This window comes from Streptomyces sp. KPB2, from assembly GCF_003950055.1.
GTDB classification, from domain to species: domain Bacteria; phylum Actinomycetota; class Actinomycetes; order Streptomycetales; family Streptomycetaceae; genus Streptomyces; species Streptomyces salinarius.
Window position 1 is genome coordinate 1503679 of the sequence record NZ_CP034353.1, and the last position, 19201, is coordinate 1522879.

General features: G+C 70.3%; 15 protein-coding genes. 13 read left to right on the forward strand and 2 right to left on the reverse strand.

What is annotated here, in order from left to right; genetic code table 11:
- The first annotated feature begins 40 nt into the window (after positions 1-40).
- From D1J63_RS06495 to D1J63_RS06510, 4 genes are read left to right on the forward strand one after another with little or no spacing between them, the layout of a single operon-like run.
- Positions 41-1558 carry an amino acid adenylation domain-containing protein gene (locus D1J63_RS06495; RefSeq protein WP_125628115.1) on the forward strand — a complete coding sequence of 506 codons (1518 nt, stop codon included), beginning with the start codon at positions 41-43 and terminating at the stop codon, positions 1556-1558.
- Entirely contained in the window at positions 1555-2490 is a 936-nt protein-coding gene (locus D1J63_RS06500; protein ID WP_232249830.1) for a macrolide 2'-phosphotransferase, read from the forward strand. Before D1J63_RS06495 ends, D1J63_RS06500 begins: the two co-directional genes overlap by 4 nt.
- The gene (locus D1J63_RS06505; protein ID WP_164712738.1) at positions 2487-3281 is read left to right on the forward strand and encodes an alpha/beta hydrolase; all 795 of its coding nucleotides are present in this window, start codon (positions 2487-2489) and stop codon (positions 3279-3281) included. The genes D1J63_RS06500 and D1J63_RS06505 overlap by 4 nt, the downstream gene beginning before the upstream one ends.
- Entirely contained in the window at positions 3271-4026 is a 756-nt protein-coding gene (locus D1J63_RS06510; RefSeq protein WP_125628117.1) for a nucleoside 2-deoxyribosyltransferase domain-containing protein, read from the forward strand. Before D1J63_RS06505 ends, D1J63_RS06510 begins: the two co-directional genes overlap by 11 nt.
- On the opposite strand, the gene D1J63_RS06515 is transcribed toward D1J63_RS06510, so the two are convergent.
- Positions 4002-4568, reverse strand: a complete 567-nt coding sequence (locus D1J63_RS06515; RefSeq protein WP_125628118.1) for a GNAT family N-acetyltransferase — start codon at positions 4566-4568, stop codon at positions 4002-4004. The two genes, D1J63_RS06510 and D1J63_RS06515, sit on opposite strands and share 25 nt — an antisense overlap.
- Before the next feature lie 122 nt (positions 4569-4690).
- On the opposite strand from D1J63_RS06515, the gene D1J63_RS36665 reads away from it, so the two are divergent.
- Genes D1J63_RS36665 through D1J63_RS37065 form a run of 3 tightly spaced genes read left to right on the forward strand, consistent with a single transcriptional unit; the run spans position 4691 to position 5861 of the window.
- Positions 4691-4924, forward strand: a complete 234-nt coding sequence (locus tag D1J63_RS36665; protein ID WP_164712656.1) for a hypothetical protein — start codon at positions 4691-4693, stop codon at positions 4922-4924.
- Positions 4897-5628, forward strand: a complete 732-nt coding sequence (locus tag D1J63_RS06520; protein WP_125635266.1) for a fumarylacetoacetate hydrolase family protein — start codon at positions 4897-4899, stop codon at positions 5626-5628. Before D1J63_RS36665 ends, D1J63_RS06520 begins: the two co-directional genes overlap by 28 nt.
- A complete protein-coding gene (locus D1J63_RS37065) occupies positions 5625-5861 on the forward strand; it encodes an IclR family transcriptional regulator C-terminal domain-containing protein (protein WP_232249829.1) in 237 nt (78 codons plus the stop codon). Before D1J63_RS06520 ends, D1J63_RS37065 begins: the two co-directional genes overlap by 4 nt.
- Positions 5862-5930: 69 nt before the next feature.
- Here D1J63_RS37065 and D1J63_RS36670 read toward each other — a convergent pair whose 3' ends face one another.
- Positions 5931-6086, reverse strand: coding sequence for a hypothetical protein (locus D1J63_RS36670; protein WP_164712739.1), 156 nt, complete (start codon positions 6084-6086; stop codon positions 5931-5933).
- Positions 6087-7140: 1054 nt separating this feature from the next.
- Here D1J63_RS36670 and D1J63_RS06530 point away from each other — a divergent pair.
- The 6 genes from D1J63_RS06530 (at position 7141) to hpnR (ending at position 19146) form a co-directional block, all read left to right on the forward strand.
- Entirely contained in the window at positions 7141-7569 is a 429-nt protein-coding gene (locus D1J63_RS06530) for a hypothetical protein (protein ID WP_125628119.1), read from the forward strand.
- A 517-nt stretch (positions 7570-8086) separates the two neighbouring features.
- Positions 8087-13270: a DUF6531 domain-containing protein gene (locus tag D1J63_RS06535; RefSeq protein ID WP_125635268.1), complete on the forward strand. Its 5184-nt coding sequence runs from the start codon at positions 8087-8089 to the stop codon at positions 13268-13270.
- Position 13271: 1 nt separating this feature from the next.
- Complete coding sequence (locus tag D1J63_RS06540) at positions 13272-13553, forward strand: hypothetical protein (protein WP_125628120.1); 282 nt, start codon at positions 13272-13274, stop codon at positions 13551-13553.
- Between the two features lie 445 nt (positions 13554-13998).
- Positions 13999-15537 carry an alanine/glycine:cation symporter family protein gene (locus D1J63_RS06545; RefSeq protein ID WP_125628121.1) on the forward strand — a complete coding sequence of 513 codons (1539 nt, stop codon included), beginning with the start codon at positions 13999-14001 and terminating at the stop codon, positions 15535-15537.
- Between the two features lie 281 nt (positions 15538-15818).
- Entirely contained in the window at positions 15819-17492 is a 1674-nt protein-coding gene (locus tag D1J63_RS06550) for a heparinase II/III family protein (protein WP_125628122.1), read from the forward strand.
- A gap of 154 nt (positions 17493-17646) precedes the next feature.
- The gene (hpnR, locus tag D1J63_RS06555) at positions 17647-19146 is read left to right on the forward strand and encodes a hopanoid C-3 methylase HpnR (protein WP_125628123.1); all 1500 of its coding nucleotides are present in this window, start codon (positions 17647-17649) and stop codon (positions 19144-19146) included.
- Positions 19147-19201: the final 55 nt, after the last annotated feature.

Here is a 19201-nt window from a genome sequence, read left to right on the forward strand (position 1 = left end):
ACGCACCCGCCAATATTCCAACACATCACGGGAATTCACAATGGAGTCCTCTGCAACCTCATTTCTGGAACCGTTTTTCGACACGGCGCGCGACGATCCGGACCGGCCGGCCGTGGTCGACAACGGTCTCGTCCTCACCTATGGCGCCTTCGCCGCCTGGGTGCTGGCGGTGGCAGCCGCCGTGGAGCCGCGCACGGCGGAGCCCCAGCCTCCCGTGGGCGTCGTGGTGCACCACTCGGCCCGTGACGTGGCGGCGATCCTCGGCGTGCTGGCGGCGGGACGGGCGTATGTGCCGCTGGAGGCCCACCACCCCGAGGCCCGGCTGGAGGAGATCCTTCGGCGGGTGGGCTGCCGGGAGGCGGTGACGACCGCGGAAAACGGCTGGCAGCCCGCCGTCGAGAAGGTGATCACGCTGCGCTGGGCGCCCGCCCCCGCGGCGTCCGCGGCACCCCCCGCCCCGCCGCGGCCGGGCCCGCGGCCGGAGGACCCAGCGTACGTGCTGTTCACCTCCGGCTCCACCGGCGAGCCGAAGGGCGTGGTGGTCCCCCACCGGGCCCCGGCGGCCGTGGTGCCGCCACTGCGCAGCCTGTACGGCGTCGGCGAGGGCGAGTTCGTGCTGCACTTCCACGGCGCGGGTGGTGACACGAGCCTGGAGGAGATCCTCCCGGCCCTGACGGGGGGCGCCACCCTGGTCATCGACGACGGGGTGCGGGAGGGGTTCGCGCGGGTGGCGGAGGAGCAGCAGCTCTCGGTCGCGGTGCTGCCCACCGGGTTCTGGGACAGCCTGACGGGTGATCTGCTGCACCAGGGCGCCCGGCTGCCCGCGTCCCTGCGGACCGTGGTGATCGGCGGGGAGGCGGTGCGCGCCGACATGCTGGAGCGCTGGCGCCGGCTCGGCGGCGCCGAGGACGTCCGGCTGGTCAATACCTACGGCTCCACGGAGACTGCCCTGGTCACGCACGCGGTGCAGCTCGCCGGGCCGGGCGCCCCCACGCTGCCCGAGACCGGCGGGGACCTGCCCATAGGGCTCCCCCTGCCGCACGTAGGCCAGCGGATCGACGATACGGGCGAGTTGTACGTCTCCGGGCCCGGCCTGGCCCTTGGCTACCACGACAACCCGGAGGCGACGGCGGCCCGGTTCACCGAACGCGCCGGCGTCCGCTGGTACCGCACGGGGGACTTGGTCGGTGAGGCGGCCGGCGGTGTCCTGGTGTTCCGAGGGCGCTCCGACCACCAGGTCAAGATCCGCGGTTTCCGGGTGGACCTGCTCGACGTCGAGGCACTGATCGGACGGTGTGAAGGGGTGTCGTCGGTCGCGGCCGCCAGGGTGGAACGGGCCGGCCACTCCTCGCTGGCCGCGTTCTTCGTGCCGCTGCCGGCCGTCGAGCCGGGCGTGGTCGCTGCGGGCATCCGCGACCGGCTGACGCGGACGGCGCCGCCGCACCTCGTGCCGAGCCTGGTCGTCCCGGTGGACGCGCTGGAGCAGACCCACACCGGCAAGGTGGATCGGAACGCGACCCGCGACCGCCACCTGGGCACCGTGGAGGCCGCCCGATGAGCGCCGCCCCCATGGCCCCGGGGGCGGAGGCCGCCGAACTGGCCGCGTACGTCTCGCGCAGGCTCGGCGTGGCGCTTGTACCGGAGTCCGCGCGCGGCGACGACAGTGGCTGGGACTTCCGCGTCACCCACATCCGCGCCGCGGACGGCACGCACTGGATATTGCGGCAGCCGCGGCGGCCGGAGGCCTCCGACCAACTGGCCGTCGAGGGCGCCGTGCTCGGCGCCGTGCGCGACCGGGTCCCGGTGCCTGTGCCCGACTGGCGGCTGCACACCCCGAATCTGGTCGCCTATCCCCGCCTGTCCGGAGAGGCTGCGGGGAGCGAGGACCCGGTCACCCTCGCCTACGGCTGGTCGATGGACCCGCTGGCCCGTCCCGACCGCTACCTGGAGCCGCTCGCCCGCTGCCTGGTCGCCGTGCACTCCACGCCCCTGGACGGCACCTGGGAGTTGCCGGGACGGCACCCGGCCGGCCCCCAGGCCATGCGCTCCGGGATCGCGGGCAAGCTGGCGCGCGCACGGGCCGAACTGGAGCTGCCCGCCGCCGGGGTCCGGCGCTGGCAGGAGTGGCTGGACGACGACCGCCTGTGGCCCGACCGCCTGGTGCTCGTCCACGGGGACGTGCACCCGGGTCACACCCTGGTGGAGCGCCGCCCATCCAGCCCCCCGGCACTGTCGGCGCTGCTGGACTGGGCGAACGCCGGTATCGGCGATCCAGCGGTGGACTTCGTCGACATGCTCTACGCCGGCGGCCCAAACGTCCTCGACCGCCTCATGGACGCCTACCGGGCGGCGGGCGGCGAGGTCCCCGACGGCATGCGGTCGCACATCATGGCGCGCGCGTCCTTCCTCTGGGTCCATGTGGCGCTGCGCGGGCTGGACACCGGCCGCTCGGCGTGGACGGAGATCGCGCTGCGGAGGATGGGCCGGTGAGCGGTGGGACGGTGTACACGGTCCACGGCTCCGGGCGGCCAGTGGTCCTGGTCGCCGGCTCAGGAAGCACCGGCCGGATCTGGGAGCACCACCAGGTGCCCGCGCTCACCGCGGCGGGCCACCAGGTGATCACCTTCGACCACGGCATCGCCGGCTCCTGCGTCGGCGAAGTGGCCGCTGTGGTACGGCAACTCCTCACCGCGCTGGGGCTGCCGCCCTGCCCGCTGGTCGGCCACTCCCTGGGGGCCCTGGCGATACAGGAGCTGCTCCTCACCGATCCGCACCTGGCGAGCGGCGGCGTGCTGGCCGCGACACGGGGACGGCCCGACGCGGTCGGCGACGCGCTGGCCCGCGCCGAGGCCGCGTACGCCGAAGCGGGCAGCCGACTGCCGCCGGAGTACGAGGCGTTCGTACGGATGGTGCAGAACCTCTCCCCCAGGACCCTGGCGGACGAGGGTGCGGTCGCAGACTGGCTGGACTTGTTCGAGATCGCCGCGCTCAGCGGTACCTCCGCCGGCGTGCACCGCCCGCGCCCGCATGCCCGCGACCGGCTGGCCGCGTACGCGCGGATCACCACGCCCCTGCTGGTGGTGGGCTTCGCCGACGACATGCTGGCTCCCGCCCACCTGAGCCGTGAGGTGGCCGCGGCGATTCCAGGCGCCCGCTACACGGAGCTGGCGGACACCGGCCACCTCGGTTTCCTGGAACGGCCCGACGCCTTCAACAGCGTCCTGCTGGACTTCCTCGCCACCCTCACCACGACCGACCCCGGAGCGTCCCGTGTCCACTGAGTCCCTCACTGAAGCCCCCGCCTCGGTCGAGGTGGTGTACGTCGGCCAGGAGCAGCCCGAGTCCTGGGACGCGGCCGTGTACCTGTGCGGACCCACGCCCACCGACCCCGAGGAGCCGTCCTGGCGTCCGTCCGCGGTCGCCGCCCTGCGCGCCGCCTGGGACGGCGCGGGGCGACTGGCGGTCTTCCTGCCGGAGCCCACCGCGGACGGGTCCTACCCGCCCTACGCAGACCAGATCGCCTGGGAGGAGGAGGCAATGCGCCGCTCGGACGTGGTCCTGTTCTGGATCCCCCGGGAGATGAACCGGCTCCCCGGGCTGGTCTCCAACATCAAGTGGGGGGTGTGGTACGACTCGGGCCGGGCGGTGCTCGGTGCTCCGCCGGAGGCCGAGCGCATGGCGTACCTCCTGCACTTCGCCGAGGCGTTCGGGGTGCCGGTGGAACGCACCCTTCAGGAGGCGGCGGGAGCGGCCCTGCGCGCGGTGGGCCGCGGCTCCCGCCGCACCGGCGGCGAGCGGGCCGTCCCACTCGTGGTGTGGCGGTCCGAGCGCTTCCAGAGGTGGTACGCCACCCTCCGGTCTGCGGGTTGTCGGCTGCTTGACGCGCGCCTGGAGTGGTACGAGCAGGCCGCGGCCCCGGACGGAGAGCCTGCCTGGCTGCTGACCATCATAGTCGCGCCGGTCGACGGGGCCGTCCCGTCCGTGCACCGCCTGCTGTCTGCTCAGGGGCAGGGCATGCTCATGTAAAGCGCTTGCTCACCCTCGGAGGGGGTGTCGTGGTAAAGGTGGGTGTCCAGCCCGCAGAAGGCGAAGCCCATCCGCCGGTATGCGTGGATCGCCGGCGCGTTGATGTTGGTGACCTCCAGCCAGAGGTGCCCGGCACCTCGCTCGCGGGCGAACTCCACCGCGAGCCCCATCAGTGCGCGGCCGACCCCTCGGCCCCGGTGCTCCGGGGCGATCTCGATGTCATCGATGGTCAGCCGGCGGTTCCAGCCGGAATACGAGACGGCGACGAACCCGGCCAGGTCGCCGGCGGCCCCGTGGGCGACGAAGGTACGCGACTCCACGGCATCCCCGTCGTCCCCGTCGTCCCCGTCGTCCTCGTCCTCGGGGAACACCTTGGTCAGGGGCGGGTGCACCGCAATCTCCCGCAGGGCGAACCCGTCGTCCGTGACGGTCACCTTGAAGACCGTGTCGGTGGTGAAGGAGCCGTCCAGGGCCTTGATGGCCTCGGCGTCCTCGGGGACGGCGCTGCGGTACCGGTAAGCGATGTTGTCTGCAGTGGTCACGGCACCACGCTAAGACCGCTCGGACCTCGACAGGACGGCTTTCGGCCGACCACGCCCCCCTTCCCGGACCTGGTCTCAGGGTCACGGGGCACGACGGGTCGGCGGCGGTGCCGTGCCTGTGGATGACGTACACATCCCGCCACGACCGCGGCGGCACCTTGCTGCCGTCGCCCGTGGTGGAACTCATCGCGCATTTCGCCGCAGTCGCCTCCGCCATCATGGGCGTCTCCGGCCGGGCCATGCTCGAAGCCCTCATCGCCCGGGAACGCGACCCGCAGGCCGTCGCCGAGCCGGCCACAGCGAAGTCGCGCCAAAGCCCGCCACCCGCATTCCGTGCGCACCGGTGCGGGATCTGATCGGCGTATGCGACACCGGTGCCGCCTACGCCGTGCAGCAGCGGGTCACGGCGCCGCGCCTGGAACGCGGCGCACGCGTCGTGGGTCACAAGATCGGCCTGACCTCGTCTGCAGCGCAACGCCAACTCGGCGTCGATCAGCCAGACTTCGGAGTGCTGCCGGACGACATGGGATACCCGGACGTCGACACCGTGCCGTACGCGTCCGTGCTCCAGCTCCGCGTCGAGGCCGAGATGGCGTTCGTTCTCGGCGAGGACCTTGCCGAGGGTCCGCTGGACCTGGCCCGGGTGCGGGCCGCCGTAGCTGCCGTGGCCGCCCTGGAGGTCTGCGGCAGCCGTATCGCGGGCTGGGACATCACCCTGTCCCACACTGTCGCCGACAACGCCTCCGCAGGTGCCTTCGTACTCAGCCAGGAACGTCGCGGCCTCACCGAGTCCGAGCCGCGGACGGCCGTGATGAAGATGTCCGTCGACGGCCGGACCGTGTCCGAGGGCACCGGCGCGGACTGTCTGGGTGACCCGCTCGCCGCGGTGCTCTGGCTGGCGCGCACCGCACGCGATCTGGACGATCCGCTGCGGGCCGGTCATGTGGTGCTCTCCGGGGCGCTCGGGCCGATGAGCCCGCTCGCACCGGGCGCACAGGTCACCGCAGCGATCGGCGAGCTGGGCACGGTCATTACCTCCATCGGGGAAGGAACGGCATGACGACGCGCGCTGACGGCGCGTCACGCACCAATCTCGCGATCATCGGTTCGGGCAACATCGGCACCGACCTCATGATCAAGGTGCCGGTGCGTGGTCGAGACGGCACCGCGCTGGCCGGGCTGTCGGTGTCGATGCCCAGCGTGCGCTACGACCCGAAGCTTTTGCAGTCGCTGGTCGCCACGCTGGAGGCTGCAGTGCGCGCCCTCGCCGAAGACCTGGACGAGCAGTTCTGAGACACAATCAGGTCGTCGGGCCGTTGGAGTCCGGCGCGCGTTCTGTCGGTGTTTCCGTCGCGGGACCGGCTACGCCGGCTTGGAGTGCGCCGGGGTGATCGGGTCGGTGAGGCGCAGCAGCAGTGCCGCGGCGATGTACCGCATCTGGCCGACGTTGGTGCGCGGGTCGTAGCCCAGGGTCTGCGTCAGCGCCTCGTGGCGGGCTTGCACGGTGGAGTGGTGCATGCCCAGTCGAATCCCCGAACCACGAGCCGCCGAACTGCAGCCCTTCCTCGGGCACTGGAGTCCCTATGGCCCCTGACACAGGTTGGGCCCCACCCAGCCTCACGGAAGGTCACCACGCGAGGCGAAGGGGGTTCAGCATCGACGGCGGCCACTACGTGACTCATCCACGGGCATCCTATATACCGCTTGGCCTGCCCAAGCAGGGCAGAGCGCGCCGTCCCTCCAGCCGACAGAGCCCGCCCAGTTGTCTGGCGGGCCACGTCGTCCGTCATGGCTGCGATCGCAAATTCAGCGTCGCCGAGAGCAGCACTGGAAGACAAACTGCATGACGAGCCGAACGCGTCACGCATGCACGCACAGTCAACTTCACGGTGATGCCCCCACCGGAGCGCTCCGGTGTGGCTTCATCTCATGGCTCCAGGCAGAGGCCCGCCAAGGATGCTGCCCGGCAGGGCCTCGTCTATCACCGGCCCTGTCACGCGTCTGTCGCCAACTACGCCGACGCCGCCAGACCGCAAAGCCCTGACCTGCTACAACTCACACGCCAAAGACTGGTGTGGACGCCCCTAGACGGTCTCTACAACCTGTGCCAGGTGGTACCCAGTGAGGGACCGAGGATCAGGACCGGAGCGTCTTCTGGCCCGTCGAAGCGGTATTGCAGCGTCTCGGTCTTGCCTTCTGTCACGGGTTCACACCTTCATCTGTCACGATCTGTTTCACGCCGCTTCACGTACCACTTCTTCGTCATCTTCACGTTCGTGTGTCCGGCCCACCTGGCGAGCAGGTGATCCGGCACCTCGTTGCTGGCGAAGTACGTGAGGCAAGACGCCCGAGCATCGTACAGACGGACCCTGCGAAGGCCGTTTGCGTCCATTATTTTGCAGGCCCGCGCGAAGCTGCCGACCGTTCAGCGCGCACCCAGGCGTCCGGGTGTTGGCGATGCCGAGCGTGGCCGCTCCCAGGGCAGGGAGTCGGCATCACACACCGCCGTCCGGTTGTGTCGCTGTGCCCCAGACCCTCTGACAGGGTGCGGACATCAAACGGGGAGGGACCCATGTTGAAGCAAGTCGCCGAGGGTGTGCTGATCCACCAGAGTGAGTTGCTCGAGAACAACAGCGTTGTAGTGCAGGGCAGGGACGGCGTGCTACTCGTGGACGCCGGGATCACCGGTGCCGAAATGACCTGCCTGGCGAACGACCTTCGAGAGCTGGGCCGGCCCGTGGCGGCAGGATTCTCGAGGCATCCCGAGGGCGTTGCGGACGATGTCGATGTCCTCATCCCCGGACATGGATCCGTCGCCAGGGATGGGGAGGTACGCGCAAGGATCAAACTGGATCGAGCGTACGTGGAGGACCTGCGTGACGCCCGGGTGTCCAGCGACCCACGGGTCGTATCGCCCAAACCCGGCTGGGAGTGGACAAGCGGCATTCACGACGGGCAGGCCCGTAAGCTCGCCCGACGAAGCACGCCAAGGGACGCCTGACCAGAGAGCAACCAACGGCCAGGCGACGGGACATCGGGACACGGTGGTGGCGGCTTCCCGTGAAGCCATCGAGGTTCTGGCCACCACCATCGCCCCGACCCTTCCCTTGGCTCACCGTCCGGCGTCCGTTCACCCACACCAGCTCGCGCTCTGGACCCCTTTCGCGCCAAATCGCGCGGCTGAACAGGATCCGTCATCCACTCGGCCTGCGCACTCCTGAACAGGGCCAGTGGAGGCCCATCGCGTTTCGGCCCCGGTTCCCACGGCACGTTAGTTCGAGATTTTTCTGATCATGCATCACCGCGACCTCCTTTCACTCCTGACCCACAGGTGATGCACTGTGCGCACACAAGCGCGAAGACTTGTCACGGTCGTTCTGGCCCTGGCCCTGCTGGCAACAGCGGGGGTCGCCCCCTCCTGGGCGTCGTCCGGGGACCGGCCCCACTCCACGGTCACCGCGGCCATCACACACGCGCGGGCCCGGACAGCCGCCGACCTGCCCAAGCCTCCCAAGGCCATGACCCTGGCCGAGCGGCGCAAACAGGTCGACGAGGACCGGCACGAACGATCGCCGATGCGCGACTACATGACCGCGCCGGAGCGGGCACCCAAGGGGAAGCCCCACAGCCGGCCGGAGGAGAACCGCGTCGAACGCGGCCCCGCCACCGAGTCGAAGGTGGCTTCGCAGCCTCTCGCCGCGGCGGCCGAGAACCCGACCTGGGTGTCGTCCTGGGCCACCGCGTACCCGGGCATGCTGTCGATCGGCGGACAGGTGAAGTTGCCCAAGCGGGGAGACTCCTATACGGGGATGTGGCTGTACGTCCTGGACGAGGACGGCTCCCCCGTCGTGCAGCAGGAGATCAAGAAGTCCACGGACGATCCCGGCGGCGACACCCCGGACACCGGGGCCTGGTGCTACGACTGGTGGGCGAGCAACTCCTACCCCACCGACCAGTGTTTCTGGTGGGCCGGCAGCGCGCTGGGCGGAATCCTCGAGGACGGCAAGGAGTACTACGCCTGGGTCTTCCTCAACAGCGCCGACGGGACGTCGAGTCCCGGCGGAACCACCTCGCCGCTGGTGGAGGCGTTCTACACCCCGGTGATCCCGGGAGCGCAGGCGGGCATCTGCACCTGCTACGCCCAGGCGCACCGCGCCGACCCGGTCAACACGGCCACCGGCATGTTCTTCGAACAACTCACCGACGCCTCCCTGGTGAGCCCCGGCGTGCCTCTGACCCTGGAGCGCACCTACCGCTCCGACTCGAGCGCCGTCGGCCTGTTGGGGCGCGGTTGGGCGACGCCGTTCGACGCCAAGTTGACCGTGGCGACGGGGAAGGCGACCTACCGGACGGACGACGGGGCGTCGTTCGTCTTCACACAGAACAGTGACGGCACGTACACGGCCCCGGCCGGTTCCGCGGCCGAGCTGGTCAAGGGCGCGAGCGGCTACACGATCACCACGCCGGACCACACCGAGCGGACATTCAACAGCGGCGGCCGGCTCACCTCCGTGGTCGACCGAGCCGGCAAGGGGCTGAGCCTGACGTACGCGTCCGACACGCTCGCCTCCGTCAAGGACGCCGCCGGCCGCACCACCACGTTCACGCCCGGTGCCGACGGGCTGCTGTCCAAGGTGGGCCTGCCGGACGGTACGTCGGTGTCGTACGGCTACACCGGCGGTCTGCTGACCTCGGTGACCGACCCGGCCGGGAAGGCGTCGTCGTACGAGTACGACGCGAACAAGCAGCTGTCCTCCTACACCGACCCGGCGGGCGGCAAGGTCTCCAACGTCTACGACACCGCGGGCCGCATCAAGTCCCAGACCGACCAGAACGGCAAGACCACCACGTTCACCTGGGACGGCAGGAGCGAGGCGCACACCACGGCGCCGGACGGCGGCGTGTGGACCGATGTGTACGCCGGCAACGTCCTGATGGAGACGATCGACCCGTACGGCAAGAGCATCACCTACGACTACGACCGTCACCTGCGTCCCGTCGCCATCACCGACCAGCGCGGCAACACCACGGAGATGACGTACGACAGCGCCGGACGGATGCTCACCCGCAGCGCCCCCTCGGCCCTCGGCTACACGGAGACCTGGACCTACGACGGCGCGGGCAACATCACCGGTCACACCGACGGTCGCAAGAACAGGACGACGTACACCTACAACACGTCGAACCAGCTGACGTCGGTCACGGACCCGCTGGGCGGCAGGACCGGCTACACGTACACCGCGCTCGGCTCGCTGGAGACCGTGACGACGCCACGCGGCAAGGTCACCACCTACGGCTACGACACGGCCGGCAACCGGACCTCGGTCACCACGCCGCTGGGTGAGAGGACGACGTTCACCTACGACAGGGCCGGCCGGATCCTCACGAAGACCGACCCGCGCGGCAACGTCACCGGCGCCGACCCGGCCGACTTCACCACGACGTACGCCTACGACGGCCGCGGCCTGCTCAGCTCGGCCACCGATCCGCTGGACCGCACCACGACCTACACGTACAACGGCGCCGAGCAACTGACGTCGGCCAGGAACCCGGCGGGCGACACCACCACGTTCGCCTACGACGACGCCGGGCACCCGACCCGGACCACCGACCCGTCCGGCGACTTCGTCACCCGCACCTACGACGCGAGCGGACGCCTGGCCTCGCAGACCGACGCGGCCGGCGGCAGGACCACCTACACCTACGACAAGGTGGGCCGCCTGCTGAGCAGCGTCTCGCCGCGCGGCAACGTCTCCGGCGCCGACCCGGCCGCCCACACCACGAGTTACACCTACGACGCGGCCGGCAACGCCGTCGCGGTCACCGGCCCGACCGGCGCGACCACCACCACGACCTACGACGCCGTCAACCGGCCCCTCACGGTCACCGACCCGCTGGGCCGCACCACCAGCTACACCTACGACGCCGACGACAACGTCACCAAGGTCACCGACGCCGCAGGCGAGACGGTCACCTCCGGCTACGACAAGAACAACCGGCTGACCAGCAGCACCGATCAGCTGGGCAAGACCACCTCCTACGCCTACGACGCCGACGGCAACCTGCTCAGCCGCACCTCCCCGCTCGGCCACGAGGAGAGCTGGGCCTACGACGCCGACGGCCGCCAGGTCGCCTCGGTCGACCCGCGCGGCAACGCCGGCGGCGCGGACCCGGCCCGGTACACGACCACCTACGGCTACGACCCGGCAGGCAATCCGACCACGGTCACCGATCCGCTCGGCGGCGTGACCACCACCGCCTACGACGCCGTGAACAACGTCGTCGAACAGACGGACGCCGACCGGCGCGCCACCGCCTACGGCTACGACGAGCTGGACCGGCTGACCGAAGTCACCGCATCCGACGGCGCGGTCACCACCTACGGCTACGACAAGTCAGGCAACGTCACCGAGCGCACCGACGCCAACGGGCACGTCACCACGTACGGCTACGACGGTGCCCGCCGCCTCACCTCGGTCACCGACCCGCTGAAGCGGGAGACCACCTACGCGTTCGACGCCGCCGGCAACCTCACCGGGAAGACCACGCCCCGCGGATCCACCCGCTACACCTACGACCCGCGCGGCCTGCTCACCGAGGTCGACTACTCCGACTCCACCCCCGACGCGACGTTCGGTTACGACGACGCCGGACAGCTGACCGCCCGCGCCAATTCGAAGATCTCCGAGGACTTCGTCTACGACGCGGTCGGCAACCTCACCAAGACCCGCGGCTTCGCCTACACCTACGACGCCGCCGGGCAGATGCTGACCCGCAAGTACTCCGACGGCAACACGATCGCCTACACCTACGACGACGACGGCCGCACCGCCACCATGCTGGCCGACGGCAGGACCACCGCGTACACCTGGGACCCGGCCGGCCGCCTCACCAAGTCCGCGCTCCCCAACACCGAGACCGAGGACCGCTCCTACGACCGGGCCGGCCGCCTCACCGCCGTCACCTCCGCCAAGGCCAGCACCACGGTCACCAAGACCGCCCTCACCCTCTCCCCCGCGGGCCTGCCCACCCACGTCGACGTCACCCGCGCGAGTGTCGGCGCCGGCGGCTACGACCTGACCTACGACACGGCCGGCCGCCTCGCCTCCGGCTGCTTCCCGCAGCCCTGGGTCACCGGCTGCGCCGCCGGCCGCACCACCTCCTACACCTACGACAAGGTCGGCAACCGCCTCACCTCCACCCTCGGCACCACCTCCACCGGCTACGTCTACGACGCGGCCGACCAGCTCACCTCCACCACCACCGGCACCACGACCACCGCCTACGACTACGACGCCGAAGGCAACCAGACCAAGAAGGGCGCCGACACCTACACCTACGACCTGGCCGGCCGGATCTCCGCCGCCACCGTCGGCGGCAACAGCTACACCTACGACCACGACGCCGCCGGCAACCAGGTCGTCGCCGCCAAGGACGGCACGGTCACCAGTCGTACCCAGTGGGATCCCAATGCCCCGCTGCCGATCCTGGCCACCGAGTACGACAGCGACTGGACGGTCAAGCAGTCCTACCGCTACGACCCCCTCGGTCAACCCACCGCCACCAAGACGGGCTCCGGGGCGCTCTTCTACTACCACCACGACACCCAGGGCTCACCGGTCGACGTCACCGGCAGCACCGGCACCCTCCACCAGCGCTGGGCCTACGACCCGTTCGGCACCCGTGTGCTGAACACCACCACCGGTGGCGCACCCGCGAGCACCCCGTCGTACACCGGCGCCCGCCACGAGACCACCACTGGCAATCTCGACCTCCACGCCCGCCAGTACGACACCACCACTGGCCGCTTCACCCGGCCCGATCCGGCCACCCGCGCCAGAACGACCCCGTACATCTCCCCCTACGCCTACGCCGACAACACCCCCACCCTCCTGACCGACCCCAGCGGTCTGACCCCCGACGACCCCGACAACGGCCGCGTCGACAGCCTCGGTGAGGCGGCGCGCATCTTCGGCGACGGGTTCGTCGAGGGCTTGAAGTCCCCCTTCGTCTTCCTCGGAGACGCCTACGACGCGTTCACCGGCCGGAACGGCGGTGCCGGCGCCTTCGTCGACAAGTACCTGCCCGTCCGCCCCGCCTACCGCCTCTACCGCGCCGAGTACCTGCTCCGCCAGCAGGGCTGCGACGCCCTCGCCGACCTGTACGCCGAAGCCGCCGAAGAACTCACCCAGCAGATCGTCCTCGTGGGTGTCGGCGGACTGACGGGATGGCGCAGAGCCGCGGTCGAGCCGGGCGGGGGACGCTACTACGGGGACCCGAGTTCGACGCGGTTCGGACTCCCCTACTACACACCGGAAACCCCGTCGTCCATGAGCCGCATCAACCCGGAGGGCGGCCGGAGGAACTGCGGACTGTGTGCGACCGCCGGCGACGACCTCATGGCCGGCCGGAATCCGAACGGGGTGTCCGGAGCGGACCGCCCGCTGACGCGGGCCGAGGTGTCGGCGATGACCGGGCTGCCGTTCCGGAAGGTCGGCGGCCTCAACGTCATCGTGAGTGACATGCTGCGCTGGGGACCCGGTGCTCGGGCGATCATAGGAGCGTGGCCGAGGAAGGGCGTGGGCCACTATTTCAATGTCGCGAACATCGATGGAAAGGTGGTCTTCCTCGACTTCCAGTCGGGCAAGGCCAATCCGGCGCACAAGAGGTACCGCGACTACTACGTGATGAGGACCAACTGACATGCTCGACCCGGAAGAAGCCGAGCGCAGGGCCGCGGAGTTCCTCACCGAGGAAAGCAGAGCATGGGGGATGTCCTCCAACGTGAGGATCATTCCCGAGTACTGCTTCACGGACAAGGGACGGTTCATCGCTCCCTACGACCATGTCGAGTACCTCGATCACGGACGTCAGGACATGCAACTCGGCGGGAACCTGCCCGTGGCCGTCGACCTGAACACCGGAGCGTGCTCCTTCATCACCTGGGACGAAGCGGATGACCTGATGGAGCGTGACCTGCTCTGAGTTCGAGCAGGCGGGTCACCCCGTGAAGCAGCGGCACGGCGATGCCTCACCGGAGCGCTCCGGTGAGGCTTCGTCTCACACCCGACGGAGCACGGCCGACCGTGACCGCATAGGTGCACACGACACGTTTCCCGTCTCCGGATAACGGTCGGGTCTCGTCTGCTGGGACGTTCCCTGGTCACGAACCGTAACGTGAGATAGGTCACTAAAAGTTCGGCAAAGTCGTGGTACAACTGCGCAACTTCGCAGGTGGCCCGGCCGGCCGGCCGTCCGCGAAGTGCCGACCTGTCGTCGACCCGTTCACCACTCCAGCCCGGCCCGGTCACGGTCCGACACCGCTCCGTGCACCCCGGGTCCGTTCACCGGACAACGACGTTCGCCCAGAGACCGCTCAACCAGGCGAGACACCCCACCCCGCCCGACCAGCGTCACCGAGGTAACCACCGTGTCACTCGACTCCGTCACCCAGTCCGTCGACGAAGCAGTCAGCGGATTCTTCGAGCCCATAGCCAAGTGGCTGGGCGAAGTCGTCTTCTACACCGTCCCCGTCGGCGGGACCGATCTGCCGCTCATCGTCGCCTGGCTCGTCGTCGCGGGCCTCGTCTTCACCGGCTGGTTCGGCTTCGTCCAGCTCCGCAAGTTCAAACTCGCCGTCGACGTGGTGCGGGGCAGGTACGACGAGAAGGGATCGACCGGCGAGGTCAACCACTTCCAGGCACTGACCGCGGCCGTCTCCGGCACGGTCGGCCTCGGCAACATCGCCGGTGTGGCCGTCGCCGTCTCCATCGGCGGCCCGGGCGCCACCTTCTGGATGATCCTGTGCGGCCTGCTCGGCATGGCCACCAAGTTCGTCGAGGTCACCCTCGGCGTGAAGTACCGCGAAGTGCACCCCGACGGCACCGTCTCCGGCGGCCCGATGCACTACCTCCCCAAGGGCCTGACGGAACGCTTCGGCAAGAACGGCAAGACCCTCGGCAAGGTCCTCGCGGTCCTCGCCTCCTTCCTGATCCTGTTCTTCGGCCTCTTCGGCGGCAACCTCTTCCAGGTCAACCAGTCCTACGCGCAGCTGGTCTCCGTCACCGGCGGCGAGGACGGCGCGCTCGGCTCCTCCGCCGGCGCCCTGTTCTTCGGCATCCTGATCGCCGCTCTCGTCGGCATCGTCCTTCTCGGCGGCATCCGCTCGATCGCCAACGTCACCAGCAGGCTCGTGCCCGCCATGGCCGGCATCTACGTCGTCGCGTGCCTGATCGTGATCCTGGTCAACATCACCGCCGTCCCCGACGCCGTCGCCTCCATCGTCGAGGGCGCGTTCAACCCCGAAGGCGTCGCCGGCGGTGTCCTCGGCGCACTGATCATCGGCTTCAAGCGGGCCGCCTTCTCCAACGAGGCCGGCCTGGGCTCCGCCCCGATCGCCCACTCCGCGGTCAAGACCAAGCACCCTGCCAGTGAGGGCCTGGTCGCGCTGCTCGAACCGTTCATCGACACCGTCGTCGTGTGCACGATGACGGCGCTGACCATCGTCATCGCCAACCCCGCCAGCTGGGGCGAGGCCCGCGCGGGCGAGGACATCGGCGGCGTCACGATCACCTCCGACGCCTTCGAGACGGTCCTGCCCTGGTTCCCGTACATCCTCACCGTCGCCGTGCTGCTGTTCGCCGTCTCCACGGTGCTGACCTGGGGCTACTACGGCCTCAAGTCCTGGACGTACCTCTTCGGCCGCAGCCGGGCCAGCGAAGTGACCTACAAGGTCGTCTACACCGTCTTCGCCGTCGCCGGCTCGCTGCTGACCCTGCAGACCCTGATCGACATGGCCGACGCGTTCCTCTTCACCCTCGCCGTCATCAACATCATCGGCCTCTACCTCCTCGCCCCCGTCGTCAAGCGCGAACTGGCCTCCTTCCTGGAGTTCGTCCGCGCCCGCAACGCGGGAGAGGACACCGGGAACGGCGACGACGACCAGAAGCCGGTGAAGACCACCGTCTGACCGCTCACACGGCCCGGCTCCTGGTGGCACCCCCGGCCGAAGGCCGGGGGGAGGGCCCGTGCCCACCTCGCGCCTTGGTGGGCACGGGCCCGTTCCGGCGGAGCGGAGTCGTCCGTCAGCCGGAGTCTCACCCGCTCCGAACAGCGCGAACATCGTTTGCTTTCGCTTCTGTTCGCTTCGTTGCGCCTGTCGAGGACCGCTGCCTACGCTGCCCCGGCAGCGGCCGTGCCGGGAGAGCCCCGTGGAGCCGTGCGAGGAAGGGCGGTTCGAAGGTGAGTGTCGTGAGCCACGCCGACCGGATGGCTTCACTGATCCGGACGGCCGCCGGGGAGGCACGTGCGTCCGCCATGCCCACGCCGGTGTTCTCCCAGTACCGCCGCTACGCCGACGAGGGCGACCGGCTCGGCTACGAGGAGCTGTACTTCCGCCGGCGCCGGCACGTGACGGCGCTGGCGGCCGAGGCGCTGATCGATCCCGGGGCCGACCCGGCCGCCCTCCAGGACGCCCTGTGGTCCGTGTGCGACGAGTACTCCTGGGCCCTGCCCGCCCACGAGAAGCAGGCCGTCGACATGGGCAGGGGCATGGACCAGTGTCTCGACCTCTTCGCCGCCCTCACCGCCTGTCTGCTCGCCGAGACGGTCCAGCAGTGCGGTGGGCGGATCGACGCCCGCGTGACCGCCCGGGTCCGGGCCGAGGTGGAGCACCGGGTACTGACCCTGCTCGCGGACGACGAACGCCCGCTGCCGTGGGAGTCGTGGCCCCACAACTGGGCCGCGGTCTGCGGCGGAGCGGCGGGTATGGCGGGGATCGCCCTGTGGGAGAGGGGACCGCGTCTGGACCGTCTGCTCGACCGCTGCCGGCGCGCCATGCGCACCTATCTGTCCGGCTTCGGTGACGACGGAGGGTGTCCTGAGGGAGTCGGCTACTGGGCCTTCGGCTTCGCCCACTTCGTCTACTTCGCCGAGGAACTGCGCCGGCTCACCGGGGAAGACCTCCTGGACGACCCCAAGGTGCGGGCCATCGCGTCCTTCCCCGCCGTGGTGCATCTGGGCGAGGGGCTGTTCCCCGCCTTCTCCGACGGCCAGGAGCGCCCTGACCTGCCCGCCGGTCTCGGGTGCTTCCTGACCACGAGACTGGGTGTGGAGGTCCCCGGCCTCGCGCCTGTCACGGAGATGCCGGGGGACTGGGCGGACGTCACCCGGACCCTGCGGTGGGGGACGCTGCCGGCCACCCACGGGGCGAACCGCTCACGTACCGGCACCAGTTGGCTGCCCGACCTGGCATGGGTCGTCGATCGTGGCGAGTCGTCGGCGTTCGCGGCCAAGGGCGGGCACAACGACGAACCGCACAACCACAACGACCTCGGCCACTTCCTCCTCGCGGCGGGCGGCGAGGTCCTCCTCACCGACCTGGGAGCCGGCGAGTACCGCAAGGGCTACTTCGACGACGACACGCGCTACACCTTCCTGCACAACTCCTCGGAGGGGCACTCCGTCCCCGTCATCGCCTCCCGGGGGCAGAGCGCCGGGAGGAGGCGTGCGGCCCGTGTGCTGCGCTGCGAGCCCGGCCCGGACGGGGTCGACTACGAGCTGGACCTCACCGCCGCGTACGAGGCGGACGGGCTGCGGTCGCTGCGGCGCCGCTTCTCGTGGCGGCGCACCCCGGGCGAACTGCTCCTGACCGACGAGGTGCGGGCCGAGCACGAGCTGACCGTGGACGAGGTGTTCGTCAGCCGCATCGAGCCCCGATGGGAGGGGTCCCACGCCGTCTGGGAGGGGAAAACGGCGCGGGCGAGGCTCGCCGTCCCGCGGCAGTGCGTCGCGCGGGACGTGGAGACCCTGCACACGACCGATCACGACGGCGCACCGGACACGGTCCACCGGCTTCGGGTGCGCTTCACCGTCCCGGCGGGGACCACCTCGCTGCGCTTCACGTGCACGCTCCAGGGCAGGTGACCGCGCCGGGGCCACCCCTGCGGGCCCTCTCCTGCGACCAAGCGGCGGTATGCCGGGTACGGGGCGCCCGTCCGGCGGGAGGCCAGTGGGGAGACTCTTCCTTCCCGCTTCCGCGGAGCCCGCCTCCCTCCGGCTCCGCTCGACGAGGTGACCCATGCGCCTGCTGCTCGTCCATCCCAGCGCTCTGATGTACTCCGAGATCTTCCTGCGGCTGGAGCCCCTCGGCCTGGAACGGGTGGCCGGTGCCGCCCTGGCGGCGGGCCACGAGGTGCGGGTCGTGGATCTCCAGGTGCTGCCGGTGACGCGGCTGCGCGACGAGGTGCGGTCGTTCCGGCCCGAGGCCGTCGGCTTCTCCCTGAATTACCTGGCGAACATCCCGGAGGCGATCGATCTGGCCCAGAAGGTGAAGCGGGAGGTTCCCGGCTGCTTCGTCTTCTTCGGCGGGCACAGTGTCTCCTTCGTCGCCGAGGAGGTGCTGGAGCAGGCGGCGGGCGCGGTGGACGCGGTGGTCCGGGGCGAGGGCGAACCGGCCGTGGCGCCGCTGCTGGAGGCGGTCCGCGACGGCGGCGTGGACGGCGTCCCCGGCATCATCACCGCCGCCGGGCGGGGGCCCGCGCCGCTGATGCTGCACGGCATCGACACGCCGCTGCCGGCCCGCGACCTGATGCGCAACCGCCGCCGCTACTTCATCGGCGAATTGGACCCGTGCGCGTCCGTGGAGTTCACGCGCGGCTGCCCCTGGGACTGCTCGTTCTGCTCCGCGTGGACCTTCTACGGCCGCAGCTACCGCAAGGCCTCTCCCGAAGCGGCGGCCGAGGACCTCGCGCGGATCCGCGAGCCCAACGTGTTCATCGTGGACGACGTGGCCTTCATCCGGCCCGAGCACGGCAACGCGATCGCCGACGAGGTGGAGCGGCGCGGCATCCGCAAGGAGTACTACCTGGAGACGCGCAGCGACGTGCTGCTGCGCCACCCCGAGGTGTTCGAGCGGTGGGCGCGGCTGGGCCTGCGCTACATGTTCCTGGGCATGGAGGCCATCGACGCCGAGGGCCTCGACCTGTACCGCAAGCGGATCAGCCCGGACGAGAACATCCGCGCCCTGGAGGCGGCCCGCCGCATGGGCATCCAGGTCGCCATCAACCTGATCGTCGACCCCGCCTGGGACGAGGAGCGGTTCCGGGTGATGCGGGAGTTCGCCCTCTCGGTGCCGGAGATCGTCCACTTCACGGTGATGACGCCCTACCCCGGCACGGAGATCTGGCACACCGAGTCCCGCCGGCTCACCACCCGCGACTACCGGCTCTTCGACATCCAGCACGCCGTGGTCCCCACCACGCTGCCCCTGGAGCGGTTCTACGAGGAACTGGTGCGCACCCAGGCCGTGATCAACCGCAAGCACCTGGGCCTGCGCACCGCCTTCGGCGCGGCCCGCATCCTGGGCCGGAACCTGCTGCACGGGCAGACCAACTTCGCCCGGATGCTGTGGAAATTCAACCAGGTCTACAATCCGCGCCGGCAACTGGCCGACCACGCCCGTCCGGTCCGCTACGAGCTGCCCCTGCCCAAGCGGCTCGACGTCGGCGACCGCCGCAAGCTGTACGTGCACACCCGCGGCGACGCCCAGGGCGCACCCGCGCGTCGCGCCGCCGACTGACGGGCCGAGGGCCCGCGTGTCCCCCGCCGCCGTTTGGCCGGGCGCCGTCGGGGCA